The sequence below is a fragment of the Neisseria viridiae genome (genome assembly GCF_962747995.1).
In the GTDB taxonomy this organism is placed as follows: domain Bacteria; phylum Pseudomonadota; class Gammaproteobacteria; order Burkholderiales; family Neisseriaceae; genus Neisseria; species Neisseria viridiae.
This window is the reverse complement of record NZ_CAUJAJ010000001.1, coordinates 137718-159223: the sequence shown is the minus strand read 5'-3', so window position 1 is coordinate 159223 and position 21506 is coordinate 137718. Positions and strand designations below refer to the sequence as shown.

Sequence of the window (21506 nt, the reverse complement as noted above, 5' to 3'; positions counted from 1 at the left end):
GGCGGATTGTAACCGTTTTTCACAAACTTTTCAGACGGCATATCAAAACATAATTGATAAAAACAAATATATCGTTTTTTTTGATTTAAAAATTTATTTAGACAGAATTATCGGATATTCATTACTATTCTTAAATAAGAATTAATATCAATAAGAGGAAATATGAAACGTATCTTTTTGTCCGCCTTGCCCGCCATCCTGCCTTTATCCGCTTATGCCGACCTGCCCTTGACGATTGAAGACATAATGACCGACAAGGGAAAATGGAAACTGGAAACTTCCCTTACCTACCTGAACAGCGAAAACAGCCGCGCCGTACTTGCCGCACCGGTTTACATTCAAACCGGCGCAACCTCGTTTATCCCCATTCCGACCGAAATCCAAGAAAACGGCAGCAATACCGATATGCTCGCCGGCACGCTCGGTTTGCGCTACGGACTGACCGGCAATACCGACATTTACGGCAGCGGCAGCTATCTGTGGCACGAAGAACGCAAACTCGACGGCAACGGCAAAACCCGCAACAAACGGATGTCCGACGTATCCCTCGGCATCAGCCACACCTTCCTTAAAGACGACAAAAACCCCGCCCTAATCAGCTTTCTTGAAAGCACGGTTTACGAAAAATCGCGCAACAAAGCCTCGTCGGGGAAATCGTGGCTCATCGGCGCCACCACCTACAAAGCCATAGATCCGATTGTCCTTTCCCTCACCGCCGCCTACCGTATCAACGGCAGCAAAACCCTTTCAGACGGCATCCGCTACAAATCGGGCAACTACCTGCTGCTCAACCCCAACATCTCATTTGCCGCCAACGACAGAATCAGCCTGACCGGAGGCATCCAATGGCTAGGCAAACAGCCCGACCGCATAGACGGCAAAAAAGAAACCGCAAGAAACACATCCACCTATGCCCATTTCGGCGCAGGTTTCGGTTTCACCAAAACCACGGCTTTAAACGCATCCGCACGTTTCAACGTTTCAGGGCAAAGCAGCTCCGAACTGAAATTGGGCGTACAGCATACGTTTTAAGCAGGTTTTGATTTTCCAACGTTGTAATCCAAAGGAGTTGTTATGAAAAAACAAATCACCGCAGCCGTAATGATGCTGTCTATGATTGCCCCCGCAATGGCAAACGGCTTGGACAATCAGACATTTGAAAACCAAGTGTTCCACACGCAGGCAGATGCGCCGATGCAGTTGGCGGAGCTTTCTCAAAAGGAGATGAAGGAGACTGAGGGGGCTTGGGGACCGGTAGGTGCATTTATCGGAGGAGTCGGAGGCGGAATCGGATATATGATGAACCAGCAACTTAGCGGAAGCAGATTTTCTCCCACAGCATTCACTCTTGCCGTAGGGGCGGGAGCTTTTGGAGGGGCGACAGCAGGTCCGGCAGGGGTTGTATGGGGATTTAACCGATCTTTGGCAACAGGTATGGTTACGGGTGTTGCCCAACGATATGGTAAATAAATATATAAAAACAGCAATCAGCATAACCGCCATATCTATATTTTATCTTCTAACTCAAGAAAGCAGCGGCAAAACTGAAAAACCATCATATTTCTTGATGGCCATGTTTCTCAACTCGCTTTGGTTTGAAAAAAATAAAACAGTTATGGCTGCCATTACGGCAATGATTGCCGCCTACTTTATATTTGTCGCACTATCCGATTAATAAACAAACAAAAAGGCTGCTTGGAAATTTCATGCAGCCTTTCAGGAGGATTTTGATGGAACAAAAAAGGCGGTTTGCCGCCTCCCTGCTCCTCGCCGCCGCCCTGCCGCTTTATGCGCATTCTTTTCCCTTTGCGGAAGAAAGCCCCATAGCCTACGGAAAAGTCAAAGTACAAAGCTGGAAAGCACGGCGGGATTTCAATATTGTAAAGCAGGATTTGGATTTTTCCTGCGGGGCGGCTTCGGTGGCGACACTTTTGAACAATTTTTACGGGCAAACGCTGACGGAAGAAGAAGTGTTGAAAAAGCTGGATAAGGAACAGATGCGTGCGTCGTTTGAGGATATGCGGCGCATTATGCCCGATTTGGGTTTTGAGGCGAAAGGTTATGCCCTGTCTTTCGAGCAGCTTGCACAGTTGAAAATCCCCGTCATCGTGTATCTGAAATACCGCAAGGATGATCATTTCTCGGTATTGCGCGGCATAGACGGCAATACGGTTTTGCTTGCCGATCCGTCGCTGGGGCATGTTTCCATGAGCAGGGTGCAGTTTTTGGATGCTTGGAAAACCCGTGAGGGAAATTTGGCAGGTAAGATTTTGGCTGTCGTACCGAAAAAAGCGGAGACGATTTCAAATAAATTGTTTTTTACACATCATCCCAAGCGACAGACGGAATTTGCAGTCAAACAAATCAGGCTAAGGCGTATAGAGTGAGTCAAAGGCCGTCTGAAAACTGTTTCAGACGGCCTTTTGATTTGTTCCCAACCTCACAAACCCTTAAAAATCAGCTATAATGCCCAACTATTTGATTTTCGCTTATCCCATATTGAAATGGCACAAAAAATTCAATCCGTCAAAGGTATGAACGACCTTTTACCTGTCGAACAAAAAGATTTCAAACTGACGGCTGCGTTTTGGCAGACGTTTGAAGATACGGTAAACCGCTGGACACGCGCTTACGGCTATCAGCAAATCCGTACCCCGATTGTCGAGCAAACCGGTTTGTTTGTCCGCTCCATCGGGGAGGAAACCGATGTGGTCGGCAAGGAAATGTACACCTTTTCCGATTCAAACGATTCTTTGAGTTTGAGCCTGCGTCCCGAAGGTACGGCTTCTTGTCTGCGTGCGGTGGTCGAACACAACCTTCTGTACAACAGCCCGCAAAAGCTGTGGTATATGGGGCCGATGTTCCGCCGCGAGCGTCCGCAAAAAGGCCGTTATCGTCAGTTCCATCAGGTCGGTATCGAGGCTTTAGGTTTTGAAGGGCCGGATATCGATGCGGAAATCATCGCGATGTCTGCTGACTTATGGGAAAAATTGGGTATTCGCGAATACCTGACTTTGGAAATCAACAGCTTGGGCAACCGTGAGGAACGCGCGGCACACCGTGCGGCATTGGTTGAATATCTGACCCGCTATGAGGCGCAATTGGATGAAGACAGCAAACGCCGTCTGAAAACCAATCCTTTGCGCGTTTTGGATACGAAAAACCCTGATTTGCAGGAAATCTGCAACGCGGCGCCGCGTCTGGTGGATTACTTGGGCGAGGCTTCGCAAAACCACTATGCTCGCTTCAAGGCGATGTTGGACGGTTTGGGTATCCAATATGTTGAAAATCCGCGCTTGGTTCGCGGTTTGGATTATTACAATCAGACAGTTTTTGAGTGGACGACCGATAAACTCGGCGCGCAGGCGACTGTGTGCGGCGGCGGCCGTTACGATGGTTTGATTGAAGAGCTTGGCGGCAAACCTGCGCCGTCTATCGGCTTTGCAATGGGTATTGAGCGCCTGCTGCTTTTGGTGAGCGAATACGGCTCGCTGGAAGTGAACGCTGCGCCTGATGTCTATGCAATGCACCAAGGCGAAGGTGCGGACTTGCAGGTGATGAAATACGCGCAAGCCTTGCGCGCTCAAGGTTTCAATGTGATGCAGCATTCCGGCTATCAAAGCCTGAAAGCGCAAATGAAAAAAGCAGACAACAGTGGCGCACGCTTTGCCCTGATTGTGGCTCAGGATGAGCTGGCAAACGGTACGGTTACCCTGAAAGATATGCAGGGCAAACACGAACAACAAACCGTTGCCGCCGCTGATTTGACAGACACTTTACAACAATGGAAGAACGCATAAATGGCAGCCCATTTGGAAGAACAACAAGAGTTAGACAACTTTAAATATTTTTGGAAAAAAACCGGCCGTTGGATCTTTGCCTTGCTGATCGTGGCGGCTTTGGGGTATTTGGGTTACACCATTTACCAAGGCCAAAAAGCTTCAAAAGATCAGGAAGCCGCCGCCGTATTGGCGCAAATGGTGGAAAAGGCGCAGCAAAAAACCGACCCTAAAGCCATCAACGCTGATTTGGCCGAATTGCAAAAAAACTATCCTGATTCTATTTCGACAGCCCAAGCCACTTTGATGGTAGCGGCAACCGAGTTTGATGCCGGCCGTTATGATGTGGCGGAAGGTCATTTGAATTGGGTGCTGAAAAACCAAAACGCACCGCTGGTTCAAGCTTTGGCAGCGCAGCGTTTGGGCGTTGTCCTGTTGCAGCAAAAAAAATACGATGCCGCCATCAATGCCCTGAATACTCAGGTTGAGGCTGATTTCGAGCCTTTGATGCTGGAAACCAAAGGCGATGTTTACGTTGCCCAAAATAAAACCAAAGAAGCCGTACAAAGTTATGAAGCTGCTTTGAGCAAAATGCCGCAAACCGCAGTAGGCCGCGAATTGCTGCAAATGAAAATCGACAGCTTGAAATAAGTTTGTTTGAAATCAAGGCCGTCTGAAGTTGCAATGACTTTTCAGACGGCCTACACTTATCCTTATCAACCGTGTTTTTAAAACACCTGCTTGTGTTCCGCTCCCGTTTTTAGGCGGCACTTGACACAGAAAGACTCAATCATGAAACCAACCATCGCGCTTGTCGGCCGCCCCAACGTCGGCAAATCTACTTTATTCAACCGTTTGACGCGCACCAAAGACGCGCTCGTACACGACCTGCCCGGCCTGACCCGCGACCGCCATTACGGACACGGCAAAGTCGGCAGCAAACCTTATTTGGTCATCGATACCGGCGGTTTCGAGCCGGTTGTGGACAGCGGCATTTTGCACGAAATGGCAAAACAAACCTTGCAGGCTGTCGATGAAGCCGATGCAGTTGTGTTTTTGGTGGACGGCCGTACCGGTTTGACACCGCAAGACAAGATTATTGCCGACCGTTTGCGCCAAAGTCCGCGCCCTGTTTATCTGGCGGTAAACAAAGGCGAAGGCGGCAACAGGGCCGTGCTTGCTGCCGAGTTCTACGAACTTGCTTTGGGCGACCCTTATGTTATTTCCGGTGCGCACGGCGACGGCGTGTATTACCTGATTGAAGAAATTTTAGAAAAATTCCCTGAGCCTGAAAAGGAAGAGGAAGAAGCGAAACATCCTGTTTTTGCCGTTATCGGTCGTCCGAACGTCGGCAAATCTACGCTGGTTAACGCCATTCTCGGCGAAGAGCGTGTGATTGCCTTCGATATGGCAGGCACGACGCGCGACAGTATCCATATCGATTTTGAACGTGAAGGCAAACCGTTTACCATCATCGATACCGCAGGCGTGCGCCGTCGCGGCAAAGTGGACGAAGCAGTGGAAAAGTTCTCCGTTATCAAAGCGATGCAGGCGGTTGAAGCGGCAAACGTCGCTGTTTTGGTGTTGGACGCGCAACAGGACATTGCTGACCAAGATGCCACGATTGCAGGTTTTGCCTTGGAAGCAGGACGCGCGCTGGTGGTTGCCGTCAACAAATGGGACGGCATCAGCGAAGAGCGGCGCGAACAAATCAAACGCGACATTTCCCGCAAACTGTATTTCCTCGATTTTGCCAAGTTCCACTTTATTTCCGCATTGAAAGAACGCGGCATAGACGGATTGTTCGACAGCATTCAAGCTGCCTACAATGCGGCAATGATTAAGATGCCGACGCCGAAAATCACGCGCGTCCTGCAAAGCGCGATCGAGCGTCAGCAACCGCCGCGTGCTGGCTTGGTGCGTCCGAAAATGCGTTATGCCCACCAAGGCGGCATGAATCCGCCGGTGATTGTGGTACACGGCAATTCGCTGCACGCGATTTCCGACAGCTATACGCGCTATCTGACCCAAACGTTCCGCAAAGCCTTCAACCTACAAGGCACGCCGTTGCGGATTCAATACAATGTTTCGGAAAACCCCTATGAAAATGCGGAAGACAAACCAAAGAAAAAACCGCTGCGCCGCGTCAGCCTGAGCAACCGTATTGAGAAACGCGAAGGCCGCAAGGAAGAGAAAAACCGTTTCAAGAAAAAAACCAAAGTTAGTGTGAAAAAACAGCACAGCAGGTAATTTTCGATATTTCAAACAACTGGAAACATCATGTGGTTCAAACAAATCAGTTTTTATCCGATTGACAAGGCAAAGCTGCCTGAAGCGGACGTACTTGCCGACAAACTTGCCAAAGCTGAATTTACCCATTGCCAAGGTTTGGACTGGTTCAGCGAAGGCTTTACCGCGCCGGTTTCTTTTTCGCCCGAACTCGTTTTCCCTGCCGACTTTACCTTGCGCGTCGCTCTGAAAAAAGAGGAAAAAGTCCTGCCTGCCGGTGTCATCCGCGACATTTTGGATGAAAAAATCGCCGAAATTCAAGACAACGAGGCGCGTAATGTCGGGCGCAAGGAAAAACAAGAACTTAAAGAACAGATTACCGACGACCTGCTGCCCCGCGCGTTTACCCGCAGCAGCCGCACCGAAGCCGTTTTCGATATCCGCCACGGCTACCTGCTCGTCAACAACGCCGCTTCCGCCAAAGCCGAAAACATCCTGACCAAGCTGCGCGAAGCCTTAAGCGGCTTGGAAGCCTCGCTGCCGAATACCAAGCAATCGCCCTCTTCCCTAATGACCGAGTGGCTGTTGCAGGGGCATTGCGAAGGCGGTTTTGAATTGGACAGCGATTGCGAACTCAAAGGTACGGGCGATATTGTTCCCGTCGTCAAAGTGTCCAAACAAGATTTGGCTGCCGATGAAGTGGTCCAACACGTCAAAAACGGTAAAACCGTAACCCAGCTCGGTTTGGTTTGGCGCGAACAAATCGCCTTTATCCTCACTCAAGACTTCACACTCAAGCGCATCCAATACCTCGACGTATTGCAGGAAGAAGCCGAAAGCAACAGCGACGATGCCGCCGGCCTTGCCTTCGCCTCGCAAATCCTGATGGCTGAATCCGTCAGCACCATGTTGGAAGAGCTGGTTTCCTATTTGGGCGGCTGGCACGATTGATTTTTCAGACGGCTTTTACACGACAAAATACCGTCAACCAAAATCCAATGGAATAACCCTTATGCTTAAACATCTCGCATTCCTACTGCCCGCCATGATGTTCGCCCTCCCCGCCGCATCCGCCGTTCTGACTTCCTATCAAGAACCCGGCTGCACCTACGACGGCGATGTCGGCAAAGACGGCAAACCTGCCGGCAAAGGCATATGGCGTTGCCGGGACGGGCGCGGTTATACCGGTTCATTCAAAAACGGCAAATTCGACGGGCAAGGTGTTTATACCGTTGCCGCCGGCCGCGAAGTATTTCTCGAGCCGTTCAATTCCGACAGTACCAAATTCCGCAATATGGCATTGTCGGGCACGTTCAAACAAGGCTTAGCGCACGGCAGGTTCGCCGTCTCGTAAAACGGCGAAACCCTCTTCATTATGAAATGCGAAAACGGCATGATTAAAGAAGTGAAACTGCCCAAAAACAAATAAGCCCCCCGTTTTTCAGACGGCATCCCCCAATGCTTTGTCCGAACACTGCAAGAAACAAGGAAAACACTATGAGCATCAAGTCCGACAAATGGATACGCCGAATGAGCGAAGAATTCGGCATGATCGACCCCTTCGAGCCGAACCAAATCAAAGAAGCCGACGGCAAACGCATCATCTCCTACGGCACGTCCAGCTACGGCTACGACATCCGCTGCGCCAACGAATTTAAAATTTTTACCAACATCAACAGCACCATCGTCGATCCCAAAAACTTCGATCCCAAAAACTTCGTTACCGTCGAAGACGACTGCTGCATCATCCCGCCCAATTCCTTCGCACTGGCGCGCACGGTCGAATATTTCCGCATCCCGCGCAACGTCCTGACCGTCTGCTTGGGCAAATCCACCTACGCCCGCTGCGGCATCATCGTCAACGTTACCCCGTTCGAACCGGAATGGGAAGGCTACGTTACCCTCGAATTTTCCAACACCACCCCCCTGCCCGCCAAAATCTACGCAGGCGAAGGCGTAGCGCAAGTCCTCTTCTTCGAGAGCGACGAAGTGTGCGAAACTTCATACAAAGACCGCAACGGCAAATATATGGGGCAAACCGGCGTAACCCTGCCCAAAGCCTGAAACACAAAATGCCGTCTGAACCCTTATCTTCGGGTTTCAGACGGCATTTGCCGTTCACCTCAAATCAGAACTGAACCGTCCCATTGACGCTGATGCTGATTTCCTCCACACCAGGTGCAACGGAATCCGCACCCTCCATATTGACGCTTGCCGCCATCGGCATCGCGCGCAGCATTTTTGCCCGCACCGCTCCGCCGCCCACGATATGGCTGCCGATTTGCCCCAAATTCAACTTGACGATTTTATAACCGGACGCACCCAAAACGCCCGCCAGTTTTTCGGCACGCGCCTTGAAACGCAAAACGGCATCCTTGCTGACCTGATCGATGACCTCGTTGCGGCGTTCGCGCGACACATAAAAATCCGTATATTCCAACGCGGCATCTGCCTGAACATCGGCAATAAAACGGTTCAACGCATCAAAATCCCTGCCCTCGACCTTAAATTCCGCACGCTCCTCCCAGCCCGTTTGGATACGCTTGCCATTGGTGTACTGGTAGCGCGGCATCGCACTTCGGGAAACCAATTCGGTTTTAAAGCTGCCATTTTTCGATTTTCTGTTAAAACTGTTGAATTTTTTAACAAACTCAGCATTGACGGCATTTTTGTCCCGCCCTTCCGCCGCCACCTGGAAACGCGCGGACATTGTATCCTGAACCACCTCGATACCCGCCGATTCGGAAAATTCGACAATGTTGTAATTCAATGCCTCAGCCGCCGCCGGAAAAGATACCGCCAGCAGGGAAGCCGCCAAAATAGAACGCAGCATATCCGTATCCTTACTTATAAAACCGCCAATCTAGCACATCGGCGCGCCAAATTGCATTAGCGCGGGGCAATTATTTCAAACCGCGTTTTCTCCTGCCGCCAGCAAGGCAAAATAGATTAAAATCACACAATATCCAACCATTCGGATGAACATATGACCCATACCGTCCACCTGCACTTGGAAGAAACCGACAACTTGGCGTTGCAGCGTCTGTGCGGTTCTTTTGACAACAACCTTGATTTACTTGCCAACGCACTCGATATCCACATCAGCCGCCGTTTTGAACATTTCACTTTCAACGGCGCATTTGCACACGCCGGCAAACGCGCACTGCTCAAACTCTTGGAAACAGCGCAGACGCGCGACTTAAACGACGGAGACATCAGGCTTGCCTCCGTTGAAACCCAAACCGAAGATGCCGGGCATCAGGAAAAAAACCTTGACCACGCCTATTATTTCCGTACGAAGCGCGGCAGCATCGGCGGCAGAACGCCACGGCAGAACGGCTATATCCGCGCCCTGCTCAACCACGACATCGTATTCGGTCTCGGGCCGGCAGGCACGGGCAAAACCTATCTTGCCGTTGCCGCCGCCGTCGATGCGATGGAAAAACACCAAGTCGAACGCATCATTTTAGTACGCCCCGCCGTTGAAGCCGGCGAGAAACTGGGCTTTCTGCCCGGAGACCTGACCCAAAAAGTCGACCCCTATCTTCGTCCGCTTTATGATGCCCTCTATGACCTGATGGGCTTTGACCGTGTAACCAAGCTGATTGAAAAAGGTCTGATTGAGATTGCCCCGCTCGCCTATATGCGCGGCAGGACGCTCAACGGCGCATACATCATCCTTGACGAAGCGCAAAACACCACGCCCGAACAAATGAAAATGTTCCTGACCCGCATCGGATTTGGTGCGAAAGCCGTCATTACCGGCGACACCAGCCAAATCGACCTGCCCAAAAACATCAAATCAGGATTGAAAGACGCGCGCGAGAAACTGCACGGCGTGGAAGGGCTGTATTTCCATACCTTCACCGGCGAAGACGTTGTCCGGCACCCTCTGGTGCAAAAAATCGTCGAAGCCTACGAATCGGCAGAACACGACTGACACTCCAATGCCGTCTGAAACCCGATGCACGGAAAATCGGGCAGAAAAAACGGATACGGAAGCCAAGCTCCGTATCCGTTTCTTTATCCGTCCAAGCGATACATCAATCGAATTTTCTGCATCGGATTGCCTCATCTCCGCAAAACATTGCCGAAGTTTCGCGGTTGCACGCCTGACGCACTTTCTGCCGCGCCACGCCTTCATTCCGATCGCTTGCCTCAAACGTCTTCTGAAAAGGCGTAACGCTGCATACATACATGGTGGGATTTGAACCGAAAAAGTCGATTTCGACGGTATTGCCGCCGCTTTCCAATACGGCGACACGGTGTTCCAACTGCGCCAAACGTGCTTCCAAATCGCTGATTCTGTCGGCAAATGCAGGCATGGCGGCACACGCGGTCAAAATGCCCAAAATACATTTTTTCATCAATTTTTCCTTGTTGCTTGAACCCTGCCCACCCGGACATCCTTTTTCAGGGCGGCAGGGTCAGACTTTATTTGTGGAGATAAAGTCCATTACAAATCAGTGTAATACATGGAACGGCACTTTATGCTTCATCCCATGTGTTGAAACTTCATTGCTCCTTGTCTGTTGACCGTTATTCCCAATCCGTTCCCACAACCTTCGGCTTGGGTTTGCGCCTGCGACGGCGGCGTTTTTTCGCCTGTCCTTCGTTTTTTTCGTGTCGGGCGGCGGCTTCGTTTTTGGTCATCTCCGACCGCTGTTCCGCCGATGCCGTCTGAAACGCCGTCCACCACTCGGCAAGGGCGCGGTCCGCATTGCCGGTTTCGGCGCGCAAGAGCAGGAAATCATAGGCGGCACGGAAACGCGCCTGTGCAAACAGTTTGTGCGGACGTGCGCCTTTGCGGTTTTCAAACTGCGGCTGGAACATCCAAATTTCGCGCATCGTGGCGGAAAAGCGTTGCGGCACGCCCCAACCGCGTTCGACGGTTTCGCGCATCGTATTGATTGCATCGGACAGGGCGGGCGCGGGTTTCAAACCCTGTTGCAGATTGCTTTTCCAATGGCGGGCCAACTCGGGCCACATTAACGCCGCCAACACAAAGCCGACCGAAACCGATTTGTCGGCACGCAGCCGCTCATCGGTATTTTTCAGGGCAAGCACCGTCATTTTTCCGGCGATGCCGTCTGAAACGAGCAAGGCATTGAGCAGCGGATGGATGTCGTCCGGTATGTCAAATCCGTTCAAACGTTTCAGACACTCGCGCGCGTGCCCTGAAAACAGCAGTTTCATCATTTCGTCGAACAGCCTTGCCACAGGTTCGTGCTTCAGACGGCATATCGATTCGTCAATCGGTGCGGCGGTTTCTTCCGACAGTTCAAATCCCAATTTGCCCGACAGGCGGATGGCGCGCAAAATCCTGACAGGGTCTTCCTGATAGCGTTCGGCGGCATCGCCAATCATAACCAGCCTGCGGGAGGCAACATCGGCAATCCCGTTGTGGAAATCCAAAATCTCTTCTTTTTCAGGATCGTAATACAAGGCATTGCAGGTAAAATCGCGCCGCATCGCATCTTCTTCGATGCTGCCGTAGGTGTTGTCCTTCATGATTCTGCCACGCGCGTTCTGCTGAACCTTCGCACCGCCGCGAAACGTCGTTACTTCGATAATCTCCGCACCGTTCATCACGTGGACGATTTGAAAACGCCTGCCGATGATGCGGCTGCGGCGGAAGAGTTTGTGCACCTGTTCGGGCGTGGCATCGGTTGCGACATCGAAATCCTTGGGTTCGATGCCGAGCAGCAGGTCCCTGACCGCGCCACCGACCACATAAGCCTGAAACCCTGCCCCTTTCAGGCGGCGTATGACGTTTTCGGCGGCAAAGCTCAACATTTCGGCACGGATGTTGTGTCTTTCGGCAGGAATGACCGTTTTACTTTCCGCTTTTTTACTGCTCCGACCGGAAGGCAGCATCTTATTCAACCATTTTTTCAGCATAAATATTCTGACCCGAAGAGCGGCATCTCCACGGGCAACCGTGTTCAGACGGCATCGGGCGCAGGTTTGCAAGATGCCGTAACCATAAACAAAAGGCGTAGAAACTACGCCGTCCGAATCACGCCGCCCTCGCGGCGGCAACGCGTCATTATAACAGATTGCCCTCCAAAAAAATCAGACCCTGCTTTTGTGGCAGAGTCTGAAATTTGATGCGCCTTCTCCGATTGGGAACATTCCCGTCGTACAAACAGGCAAATGTTTCAACACACAGGACGACACATAAAGCACCGCCCTATGTGTTGCCCTGATTTGGAAGGGGTTACGCCCCTCCCAAATAAGGTCTGATTCTACCGCCCTAAAGGGTGGGGTTTCAACCGAAAAGGAAATACGATGAAGGAACAGAAATCACATTCAAACGGCGTTCCGCCGCCTCTACGCCGCTTCCCAGTAGTCGATATAAAGCTGTAATTCGAGATTATTCCGCCATTCGTTGGCAACGGGGCGGTACACCGTGCGGATGTATTCGGGGATGTCTTCGCTGCAACGCCAAAACATGGCTTCAAATTCGCAGCCGTCTTTTTGCAGCCACGCTTTTTTGTGTTTACCCTCCGCGCCCAAAGGCTGCTGGCGGACGACGTGAAATTCGTCGGTAAAACTCGGCGGAGCGAAGCCTTGCCCCCAAACGTGGCGGGCGAGGTTTTGCGCCTGTTCCAGCGTGATGTCGCAGGCTTTCAGGCTGCCGTCGGTGATGAAGGTTTGCGACAAATCGTCTTCGCACACCATTTCGCGCACGGCTTCTTCAAAGGCCGTCTGAAACGCGGGAATATTGTGTTCGAGTATGCTCAAGCCCGCCGCCATCGCGTGTCCGCCGAATTTCAAAATCAAATCGGGGTGACGTTTGGATACCAAATCCAAAGCGTCGCGCAGGTGCAGGTTGGGAATGGAACGCCCCGAACCACGCACTTCGCCGTTGTCCGCTGGGGCGAACACGATGGTCGGGCGGTAGAATCGGTCTTTGAGGCGGCTGGCGACGATACCGACCACGCCTTGATGAAAGTCGTCGCGATACGCCACCAAAGTCGTCTGACCTGGAGGCAGGGTTTCAGGAAAAGCATTCAGCGCATCTTGCAGCATAGACTGCTCGATTTCGCGGCGCTCGATATTGAGGTTGTTTAACTGAGCCGCCAGTTCCTGCGCTTCGGCATCATCTCGTGCCAACAGACAGGCAATGCCGACCGACATATCGTCCAACCGTCCGGCGGCATTGATGCGCGGCCCCAGCGCAAAGCCCATATCAAACGGCTGAGCCTTGCGCCAATCCCGTCGCGCCACTTCAAACAAGGCGCGGATACCGGGGCGCATTTTGCCCGAACGCATCCGTTTCAAACCTTGCGACACGAGGATACGGTTGTTGTGGTCTAGAGTAACGACATCGGCGACAGTACCGAGTGCGACCAAATCCAAAAGGTTGCCCAGATTCGGCTCTTTCAGGCCGTCTGAAAAATAATTGCGGCGGCGCAGTTCGGCCCGTAAAGCCATCAGTACATAAAAAATCACGCCCACGCCCGCCAAGCTTTTGCTTTGGAAACCGCAGCCTTTTTGGTTCGGATTGACGATGATGCAGTCTGGCACGGTATCGGCTGGCAAATGGTGGTCGGTAACGATGACATCCAAACCCAGAGCCTGCGCGCGCGCCACGCCTGCGATGCTGGCAATGCCGTTATCCACCGTAATCAGCAAATCCATGCCTTGCGCGGCGGCGAGTTCGGCGAGTTCGGGCGTTAAGCCGTAGCCGTGTTCAAAGCGGTTGGGCACGAGGAAATCCACTTTAGCCCCCATCGCCGCCAAACCGTCCAAACCGACGGAACACGCCGTCGCGCCGTCGGCATCGTAGTCGGCGACAATCAGGATGTTTTCCTTGCGCTCGATGGCATCCGCCAAACGGCGGGCGGCGGCTTCGCAATTCGTCAGCGATTGATAAGGCAGGAGGGAAGCGAGTTTGTCGTCCAACTCGGCAGGACTTTGCACACCGCGCGAGGCACAAAGCCGGGCGATTAAAGGATCGGCACCGGCGGTGAGCAAATGATTAAAAACGTCGGTATTGACGGATCGGGTTTGGATTTTGACGGACATAGCGCGGGGTTTTACAGTGCGGGTGTGCTTGAAATGCCGTCTGAAGGCTTTTCAGACGGCATTACCGTTCATTTGTCCGAGGAATTCGAGACTGCAATCAACGCCGCGATAGGCAAGGCCAGCACCGCGCCCACCGCATCCAGTATCAACGTGGTGGGCGTATATGCAATATTTTCAAACAACTTGGATTTGTCGGTATGTTTTTCCGTAACCGTGTAATAAATATCGGCAGGCACACTTTGCTCAAAATGATAATCGGCGTTCAGTTTTTGCGGTGTGGCGTAGTATTTGCCTTTGGCGGAGACGCAGCGCGTGTAAATGGTTCGATTGTCGAGTTCGACCGCTTCAAACTCAAGCTGTTTCAGCTTGGCAATGTCGGCAGGCCTGTCGGTATCGTAACGCAGGCAAAGGCCGTCGGTACTGAAATTCTGGCTGCCGGGCGATTCGAGTTTGACCGGCAGGGCTTGGTAGGCAAAGCGCGGATTGGGCTCAACCATTTGAAACTGCTTGTCCAACCCTGCCTTCAAAATGCCCGTCAGTTTCGCCGAATCTTCAGGATTGACGACGAACCAGTATTTCCCGCCCATCATCACCAGGCTGCCCTTTTCCAATTGGGCATTGTCTTTGGCAACCACACCGAAGGCGCGGATTTGGTCTTTGTCAACGTGTTTGTGGGCGGTCGTTTCGCTGAACGGGTAGTTCACGCCCCACATCATTACCGTACAGCCGTTCAGCATCAAGGTTGCCGCCAAAACGGCGGCGGTCGTTTTACGGAACAACATTTTATCCTCCAATCAGAATGACGGCGGATGCCGTCTGAAAATATGCCTAAATTTCCTCGTCCCCGTTTTCCATCACGGTTTTCAATTCTTGAAACAGGGCGCGGAAGTTTTTCGGCGGTTTGTTTTGCTCCTGCTCTTTTTTGGTATTGCGGATGAGTGTCCTCAGCTTGCCCGCGTCCGCATGCGGAAAATCCGATATAAACTGCGTCAACGCGCCGTCGTCTGCCAACAGCCGTACGCGCGCCTGTTCCACACGTTGCAAAAAGGCATTGTGCGCCACATCGTCGCCGCGCAGCTTGGCAAGAAACGACTCGATGGGCGCGGGATCGGTGTCGCGCATCAGCCTGCCGATAAATTGCGCCTGCCGCTTGAGCGCGCCGTTGGACGTGATTTTTTTATAGGTAACGACGGCTTCGTACAAATCTTCGTCCAAGCCGATTTTTTTCAGCGTATCGCTGGAGAGCTTGGTCAATTCCATACCCAAAGCCTGCAAATCGTTCATCTGCTTTTTCATTTGGGTTTTGCTGACCCATTCGTCTTCTTGTTCAAACATCTTGATTCTCGAATTTTTTCCAATAACGCATTTTAACAGAATGCCGCCGCGTTCAGACGGCATTTTGCACCGCCCGCCCTGCAAACGGCACGCTTTTGCCCCTGCCGCCCGAAACGGTTAAAATGCCGCAACGCTCCACCAAGAAAGATTCCTATGCTGTTCAACCACACCGCTTCCGAACTACTCGACCTCTGCCGCCGCACGCTCGACTTGGCAAAAGCGACGGGCGCAACCGCCGCCGAAGCCGATTTCAGCGAATCATTGGGACAAAGCGTCAGCGTGCGGCTGGGCGAAATCGAACAAATCGAGTTCCAGCAGGACAAGTCGCTGGACATTACCGTTTACGTCGGCAAACGCAAAGGCCGCGCCAGCACTGCCGATTTCTCCGAAAAAGCCCTGCAAGACACCGTCAAAGCCGCCATCGACATCGCCCGCTACACTGCCGAAGACGATTGCGCAGGTTTGGCAGACGCTTCGCTTATGGCGCAACACGTCGGCGACCTCGACCGTTACCACGAATGGGATTTAAGCACGGAAGCTGCCGTCGAGTTGGCAAAACAATGTGAACAAGCCGCCCTGAACGAGGATGAGCGCATCGAAAACTCCGAAGGGGCGGCGGTACAAACCGGACATTACCAATACGTTTACGGCAACACCCACGGTTTTGCCGCACACCAGCAAGGCACGCGCCACAGCATTTCATGCAGCGTCGTTGCCGCCGACGAAAACGGCATGCAGCGCGACTACTGGTACGATTCCTCCTGCCGCCATCAAGACATGGACAGCCCGGCGCAAATCGGTCAAACCGCCGCCGAGCGTACCTTACGTCGTTTGAACAGCCGCAGCATTCCGACTGGAAGCTACCCCGTCCTATTCGATGCGACCGTTTCGGGAGGTCTGATCGGACACCTCGTCGGCGCACTGTCCGGAGGCTCGCTCTACCGCCAAAGCAGCTTCCTGATCGACAGCATAGGCAAACAGGTTCTGCCCGATTTCCTCAGCCTGCGCGAAGAGCCGCATATTCCTCGCGCCTTCGGCAGCACCTATTTTGATTCCGAAGGTGTCGCCACGCGGCCGCGTTTCGTTATCCGCGACGGCATCGTCGAAGGCTATTTCCTCAGCAGTTACAGCGCGAGGAAACTCGGTATGCAGACCACGGGCAACGCCGGCGGCGCGCACAACCTTTATTTGAACCATACGCACGAAACGCAATCAGACCTGCTGAAAGAAATGGGCACGGGATTGTTGGTAACCGAGCTCATGGGGCAAGGCGTAAACGCCATTACCGGCGACTACTCGCGCGGTGCGGCGGGTTTTTGGGTGGAAAACGGCATCATTGTCTACCCCGTCCATGAAATTACCGTTGCCGGTCGCCTTCAGGATATGTACCGCAACATCGTCGGCGTGTCCGATGATGCCTTACGCCGTTCGTCCAACCAAATCGGTTCTATCCTGATAGGAAGCATGACGGTTGCCGGCAACTGAAACCCCAACCGGATGCCGTCTGAAAGCAAAGGGCTGAACCTACAACGGTTCGGCCCTTTGTTGATATAGTGGATTAACAAAAACCAGTACGGCGTTGCCTCGCCTTAGCTCAAAGAGAACGATTCTCTAAGGTGCTGAAGCACCAAGTGAATCGGTTCCGTACTATTTGTACTGTCTGCGGCTTCGTCGCCTTGTCCTGATTTTTGTTAATCCACTATACATAATTTCTTTTAGATTTCCGCAAAAATCCCTGACAAACAATCTGCACATTTTTTAATCATATAAGATTTCCCCTTATTCCTCAGCATACTATCAAACATATCCACAACAGGATTCACACAGGCTAAGGATAAAGCAGATAAAAAGACACCTGTTCTTTTCAGACGGCATTCCCCCTGTTTCTGCAAACGGCAAAACAAAACGGCAGGACATCGTCTGTCCTGCCGTTTCACATATACGGTTTCCCGTACACTCGGGATTAAGCAGCCTGAATGTTAGCGGCTTGTTTGCCTTTAGGGCCGGTGGTTACGTCGAAAGAGACGCGTTGGCCTTCTTTCAGGGTTTTGAAACCTTCCATATTGATTGCGGAGAAGTGAGCGAACAAATCTTCGCCGCCTTCGTCAGGCGTGATGAAACCAAAACCTTTAGCGTCGTTAAACCATTTTACGATACCGGTTGCCATTAGAAACTTCCTATACTTAAAAATTAACAAAATCAGCAAAATAAGGCATACAGCAAACTTAAACGTTCAGCGTTTCTCCCCAGCTTTATATACTTGGTCGAGTGCCGGCTTCTGCTTAACCGTCTTTTTACATTTGTTAAGACAAAACGTCAAGCTATGTTTTCAAAAAAGTGGGAAAATAGGAAAAAGTACCGAAAATACAACAAAAATGCCGTCTGAACGCGGCTTTCAAATGGGACACGCTATGACCGCGCAACACCAATCCGACACGCTTTTGCACCGCCTGAACACCCTGCCGCCGAAACGTTACGGCGTATTTTTATTGAACGACGATTACACCACGATGGAATTTGTCGTTGAAATCCTGACCGAAATCTTTATGCTCGGACAAGAACAGGCGGTAGCGGTAATGCTCTTGGTTCATCACGAAGGCAAAGGCCTGTGCGGCACTTACACGCGCGATATTGCCCAAACCAAACAGCAACAAGTCATGCAGCGGGCAAAAGCCGAAGGGCATCCGCTGCAATGTATTGTCGAGGAGATTTAATATGCTTGCCCCTGAATTGGAACAGATTTTGCAGCAGCTTTACCGCGAGGCGCGTAAGGCTCATTATGAATTTATCAGCCTCGAGCATCTGCTTTTGGTACTCATCGAAGAAGATGCCGCCGTCCCCAACGTCCTCAAGCTCTGCGGCGCGGATTTGAAAGTGGTGTCCGAACAACTCGCCGCCAGCGTTGCCGAAAACACCCCCCTGATTCCCGACCACCTTTTAGACACGGTCGAAACCCAGCCCACGCTCGGCTTCCAACGCGTCATCCAACGGGCGATGGTGCATACCCAATCGGCAGGCAAGGGCTTGGTCGAGCCTTTGGACGTTTTGGTCGCGCTGATGAGCGAAACCGACAGCCACGCCGTCTATTTCCTCAAGCTGCAATCGGTTACGCGTTTTGAAGTTTTGCGCTGTATTGCCCACGGCTCTCCCGATGAAGATGAAGACGATGGCAACTATTCTTCAGACGGCATGGACGACGATAATGAGAACCGCACCAAACCGAGCAAAAACCCTTTATCGGAGTACACCGTCAACCTCAACGCCGAAGTCAAAGCCGGCCGCATCGACCCCTTAATCGGCAGAAAACACGAAATGGAACGGCTGGTGCAAATCCTGTGCCGCCGCCGCAAAAACAATCCGCTTTTGGTCGGCGAAGCAGGCGTGGGCAAAACCGCGCTGGCGGAAGGTTTGGCGCATCAAATCGTCAACGGCGACATTCCCGACGCGCTTAAGGAAGCCGAAGTGTACGCGCTGGATATGGGTTCGCTTTTGGCGGGCACGAAATACCGCGGCGACTTTGAAGCGCGGGTCAAATCCGTCTTGAAACAGCTCGAAAAAATCCCGCACGCCATTTTGTTTATCGACGAAATCCACACCATCATCGGCGCGGGCAGCACCAGCGGCGGCACAATGGACGCATCCAACCTGCTCAAACCCGCATTGGCGAAAGGTTCATTGCGCTGTATCGGCGCGACCACCTACGACGAATACCGCACCATTTTCGACAAAGACCACGCCCTAAGCCGCCGCTTTCAAAAAATCGACGTGGTCGAGCCCACCGTCGCCGAAACCGTGCAAATCCTGCGCGGCTTGAAACCGATGTTCGAAGGTTTCCACCAAGTCCGCTATACGCAAGGCGCACTCGAAGCCGCAGCCGAACTCTCCGCGCGTTACATCAACGAACGCTTCCTGCCCGACAAAGCCATCGACGTAATGGACGAAGCAGGCGCGGCGCAACGAATTCTGCCCAAATCCAAGCAGAAAAAAGTCATCGGTAAAGCGCAAATCGAAACCGTCATCGCCAAAGTCGCGCGGATTCCAGAAAAAACCGTGTCGCACGACGACAAACAAGTGTTGCAATTCCTCGGTCGCGATTTAAAAAACATGGTTTACGGTCAAGAAAACGCTATCGACGCGCTGGTTGCCGCCGTCAAAATGTCGCGCTCCGGCCTTGCCCTGCCCGACAAACCGATAGGCAGTTTCCTCTTCTCCGGCCCGACCGGCGTCGGCAAAACCGAAGTCGCCAAACAGCTTGCCTACTCGATGGGCGTACCGCTGCAACGCTTTGATATGTCCGAATACATGGAACGCCATGCCGTATCGCGCCTCATCGGCGCGCCACCGGGCTACGTCGGCTTTGAACAAGGCGGCCTTTTGACCGAAGCCGTCAACAAACAGCCACATTGCGTGTTGCTCTTGGATGAAATCGAAAAAGCCCATCCCGACATTTTCAACGTCCTCCTGCAAGTCATGGACGCAGGCAAACTGACCGACAACAACGGCAAGAGTGCCGATTTCCGCAACGTCATCCTGATTATGACCACCAACGCAGGCGCAGAAAGCCTCAGCCGACCCAGCCTCGGCTTTACTGCCAAACGCGAACGCGGCGACGAAATGCAGGCGATCAACAAACTCTTCACACCCGAGTTCCGCAACCGCTTGGACGCGATTATCCCGTTTGCGCCCTTGTCCGAACCCGTCATCGCCAAAGTCGTGGACAAATTCCTGCTCCAGCTCGAACACCAGCTCCTCGACAAAAAAGTCGAAGCCGAATTTACGCCGGCATTGCGCAAATATCTGGCGGAAAAAGGTTTCGACCCTCAAATGGGTGCGCGCCCGATGCACCGCCTGATTCAGGAAAAAATCCGCAAACCGCTCGCCGACGAACTCCTGTTCGGCAAACTCGCCGACGGCGGATTCGTGCGGATAGACTGGGATGCGGCAAAAGAAGAAGCCGTGTTGAAGTTTAAGAAAAGCAAGGTCAAAATAAAAACCGCCTCCGCATAAAATCAAAAATGCCGTCTGAAATTTCAGACGGCATTTTCTTTCAAACAAAATGACCAATCGTGTTTAAGCCAAATTTTCCAGCATCCATCCGACATAACGCGACACACCGGCCTTTACGTCTAAAAATTCTTCCGTATAACCTGCCTCACGCAGTTTGGTGATGTCGGCTTGGGTGAAGCTTTGGTATTTGCCTTTGAGCGCGTCGGGAAATGGGATGTAGCGGATAAATTCTTCTTCTACCAGCTCTTTCAAGCTCATTTCAGGTTTGCCTTCGGCGGCGCGGCAGGCATTGACGGTGGCGGCGGCGAGTTCGTTAAACTGTTGGCTGCGGCCGGTGCCGAGGTTGTAGATGCCGGAGAGATTGGGGTGGTCGAAGAAGTAGAGGTTGACTTTGGCAACGTCTTCAACGCTGACGAAGTCGCGGGTTTGTTCGCCGTTGCCGTAGCCGTCGTTGCTGCCGAACAGGTTGACGTAACCGTGTTCGCGGTATTGATGGAAATGGTGGAAGGCGACGGATGCCATGCGACCTTTGTGTTGTTCGTGTTGTCCGTAAACGTTGAAGTAGCGGAAGCCGACGACTTGGGCGGTCAGGCCTTCTTTCATACGGCGGCGCAATACTTGGTCAAACAGGAATTTGGAGTAGCCGTACACATTAAGCGGTTTTTCGAGTTCGCGCTCTTCGCGGAAGATTTCGCCTTTGCCGTAAACCGCCGCACTGGAGGCATAAAGGAAGGGGATGCGTTCGTCCTGACACCAGTCCAGCAAATCCAGCGTGTACTGGTAGTTGTTTTCCATCATATACAAACCGTCGTGGTTCATCGTATCGGAACACGCGCCTTGATGGAAAACGGCTTCGATGTTTTGATAAGGTAAAATGTGTTCCCTCACTTGGCGGATGAATTCGTGTTTATCGAGATAATGGGCGATTTCGCACTCGGCAAGGTTTTTGAATTTTTCGCCTTTGCTCAAATTATCGACGGCGACGATGTCGGTAATACCGCGTTGATTAAGTGCTTTGACGATGTTGCTGCCGATAAAGCCGGCCGCGCCTGTTACGATGATGGTCATATTGGGTTTCCTTTGTTTTGAGGGTTTCAGACGGCATTGGATGGTCATGCCGTC

The 21506-nt window shown here is 52.2% G+C and carries 21 protein-coding genes and 1 pseudogene; 14 read left to right on the top strand and 8 right to left on the bottom strand.

Annotated elements, in window-relative coordinates:
* Positions 1–162: 162 nt before the first annotated feature.
* From Q9J79_RS00890 to dcd, 10 genes and pseudogenes are all read left to right on the top strand, one after another.
* The gene (locus Q9J79_RS00890; RefSeq protein WP_301911474.1) at positions 163–1032 is read left to right on the top strand and encodes a meta-pathway of phenol degradation family protein; all 870 of its coding nucleotides are present in this window, start codon (positions 163–165) and stop codon (positions 1030–1032) included.
* A gap of 42 nt (positions 1033–1074) precedes the next feature.
* Positions 1075–1470 carry a hypothetical protein gene (locus Q9J79_RS00885; RefSeq protein WP_002223883.1) on the top strand — a complete coding sequence of 132 codons (396 nt, stop codon included), beginning with the start codon at positions 1075–1077 and terminating at the stop codon, positions 1468–1470.
* The gene (locus Q9J79_RS00880; RefSeq protein ID WP_301911475.1) at positions 1460–1675 is read left to right on the top strand and encodes a hypothetical protein; all 216 of its coding nucleotides are present in this window, start codon (positions 1460–1462) and stop codon (positions 1673–1675) included. The genes Q9J79_RS00885 and Q9J79_RS00880 overlap by 11 nt, the downstream gene beginning before the upstream one ends.
* Before the next feature lie 55 nt (positions 1676–1730).
* Positions 1731–2387, top strand: a complete 657-nt coding sequence (locus Q9J79_RS00875; protein WP_301911476.1) for a C39 family peptidase — start codon at positions 1731–1733, stop codon at positions 2385–2387.
* Between the two features lie 117 nt (positions 2388–2504).
* Entirely contained in the window at positions 2505–3800 is a 1296-nt protein-coding gene (gene hisS / locus Q9J79_RS00870) for a histidine--tRNA ligase (RefSeq protein WP_301911477.1), read from the top strand.
* Positions 3801–4430, top strand: coding sequence for a YfgM family protein (locus Q9J79_RS00865; RefSeq protein ID WP_070695350.1), 630 nt, complete (start codon positions 3801–3803; stop codon positions 4428–4430).
* 141 nt (positions 4431–4571) lie between these two features.
* Positions 4572–6029, top strand: a complete 1458-nt coding sequence (gene der / locus Q9J79_RS00860; protein WP_301911478.1) for a ribosome biogenesis GTPase Der — start codon at positions 4572–4574, stop codon at positions 6027–6029.
* Positions 6030–6059: 30 nt separating this feature from the next.
* Positions 6060–6959: a recombination-associated protein RdgC gene (locus Q9J79_RS00855; protein ID WP_301911479.1), complete on the top strand. Its 900-nt coding sequence runs from the start codon at positions 6060–6062 to the stop codon at positions 6957–6959.
* A gap of 61 nt (positions 6960–7020) precedes the next feature.
* Positions 7021–7437: pseudogene (locus Q9J79_RS00850) on the top strand (hypothetical protein).
* 68 nt (positions 7438–7505) lie between these two features.
* Positions 7506–8072, top strand: a complete 567-nt coding sequence (gene dcd / locus Q9J79_RS00845; RefSeq protein WP_002222688.1) for a dCTP deaminase — start codon at positions 7506–7508, stop codon at positions 8070–8072.
* A gap of 64 nt (positions 8073–8136) precedes the next feature.
* Here the strand turns inward: dcd and Q9J79_RS00840 are convergent, their stop codons facing one another.
* Positions 8137–8841, bottom strand: a complete 705-nt coding sequence (locus Q9J79_RS00840) for an SIMPL domain-containing protein (RefSeq protein WP_301911480.1) — start codon at positions 8839–8841, stop codon at positions 8137–8139.
* Between the two features lie 153 nt (positions 8842–8994).
* Here Q9J79_RS00840 and Q9J79_RS00835 point away from each other — a divergent pair, with 153 nt between their 5' ends.
* Positions 8995–9948 carry a PhoH family protein gene (locus Q9J79_RS00835; protein WP_301911481.1) on the top strand — a complete coding sequence of 318 codons (954 nt, stop codon included), beginning with the start codon at positions 8995–8997 and terminating at the stop codon, positions 9946–9948.
* A gap of 103 nt (positions 9949–10051) precedes the next feature.
* Here Q9J79_RS00835 and Q9J79_RS00830 read toward each other — a convergent pair whose 3' ends face one another.
* The 5 genes from Q9J79_RS00830 to yjgA all read right to left on the bottom strand — a co-directional run bounded on the left by Q9J79_RS00830 (position 10052) and on the right by yjgA (position 15377).
* The gene (locus Q9J79_RS00830; protein WP_301911482.1) at positions 10052–10375 is read right to left on the bottom strand and encodes a hypothetical protein; all 324 of its coding nucleotides are present in this window, start codon (positions 10373–10375) and stop codon (positions 10052–10054) included.
* Positions 10376–10547: 172 nt separating this feature from the next.
* Positions 10548–11909 carry a polynucleotide adenylyltransferase PcnB gene (locus Q9J79_RS00825; RefSeq protein WP_304671456.1) on the bottom strand — a complete coding sequence of 454 codons (1362 nt, stop codon included), beginning with the start codon at positions 11907–11909 and terminating at the stop codon, positions 10548–10550.
* A 432-nt stretch (positions 11910–12341) separates the two neighbouring features.
* The gene (gene recJ, locus Q9J79_RS00820) at positions 12342–14042 is read right to left on the bottom strand and encodes a single-stranded-DNA-specific exonuclease RecJ (protein WP_301911484.1); all 1701 of its coding nucleotides are present in this window, start codon (positions 14040–14042) and stop codon (positions 12342–12344) included.
* Positions 14043–14110: 68 nt separating this feature from the next.
* On the bottom strand, positions 14111–14824 hold the full coding sequence (locus Q9J79_RS00815) for a YidX family protein (protein WP_301911485.1): 714 nt from the start codon (positions 14822–14824) through the stop codon (positions 14111–14113).
* A gap of 46 nt (positions 14825–14870) precedes the next feature.
* Positions 14871–15377: a ribosome biogenesis factor YjgA gene (gene yjgA / locus Q9J79_RS00810; RefSeq protein ID WP_301911601.1), complete on the bottom strand. Its 507-nt coding sequence runs from the start codon at positions 15375–15377 to the stop codon at positions 14871–14873.
* 153 nt (positions 15378–15530) lie between these two features.
* On the opposite strand from yjgA, the gene pmbA reads away from it, so the two are divergent.
* Complete coding sequence (gene pmbA, locus Q9J79_RS00805) at positions 15531–16862, top strand: metalloprotease PmbA (protein ID WP_301911486.1); 1332 nt, start codon at positions 15531–15533, stop codon at positions 16860–16862.
* Positions 16863–17340: 478 nt separating this feature from the next.
* Here pmbA and Q9J79_RS00800 read toward each other — a convergent pair whose 3' ends face one another.
* Entirely contained in the window at positions 17341–17544 is a 204-nt protein-coding gene (locus Q9J79_RS00800; RefSeq protein WP_002217533.1) for a cold-shock protein, read from the bottom strand.
* Positions 17545–17788: 244 nt separating this feature from the next.
* Between Q9J79_RS00800 and clpS the strand changes: the two genes are divergently transcribed.
* Together clpS and clpA are read left to right on the top strand one after the other, a co-directional pair.
* Positions 17789–18091 (top strand): ATP-dependent Clp protease adapter ClpS, encoded by a 303-nt coding sequence (clpS, locus tag Q9J79_RS00795; RefSeq protein ID WP_002221161.1) that lies wholly within the window; start codon positions 17789–17791, stop codon positions 18089–18091.
* A gap of 1 nt (position 18092) precedes the next feature.
* Entirely contained in the window at positions 18093–20384 is a 2292-nt protein-coding gene (clpA, locus tag Q9J79_RS00790; RefSeq protein WP_301911487.1) for an ATP-dependent Clp protease ATP-binding subunit ClpA, read from the top strand.
* 63 nt (positions 20385–20447) lie between these two features.
* Here clpA and rfaD read toward each other — a convergent pair whose 3' ends face one another.
* Complete coding sequence (rfaD, locus tag Q9J79_RS00785; protein WP_301911488.1) at positions 20448–21452, bottom strand: ADP-glyceromanno-heptose 6-epimerase; 1005 nt, start codon at positions 21450–21452, stop codon at positions 20448–20450.
* Between the last annotated feature and the right edge of the window lie 54 nt (positions 21453–21506).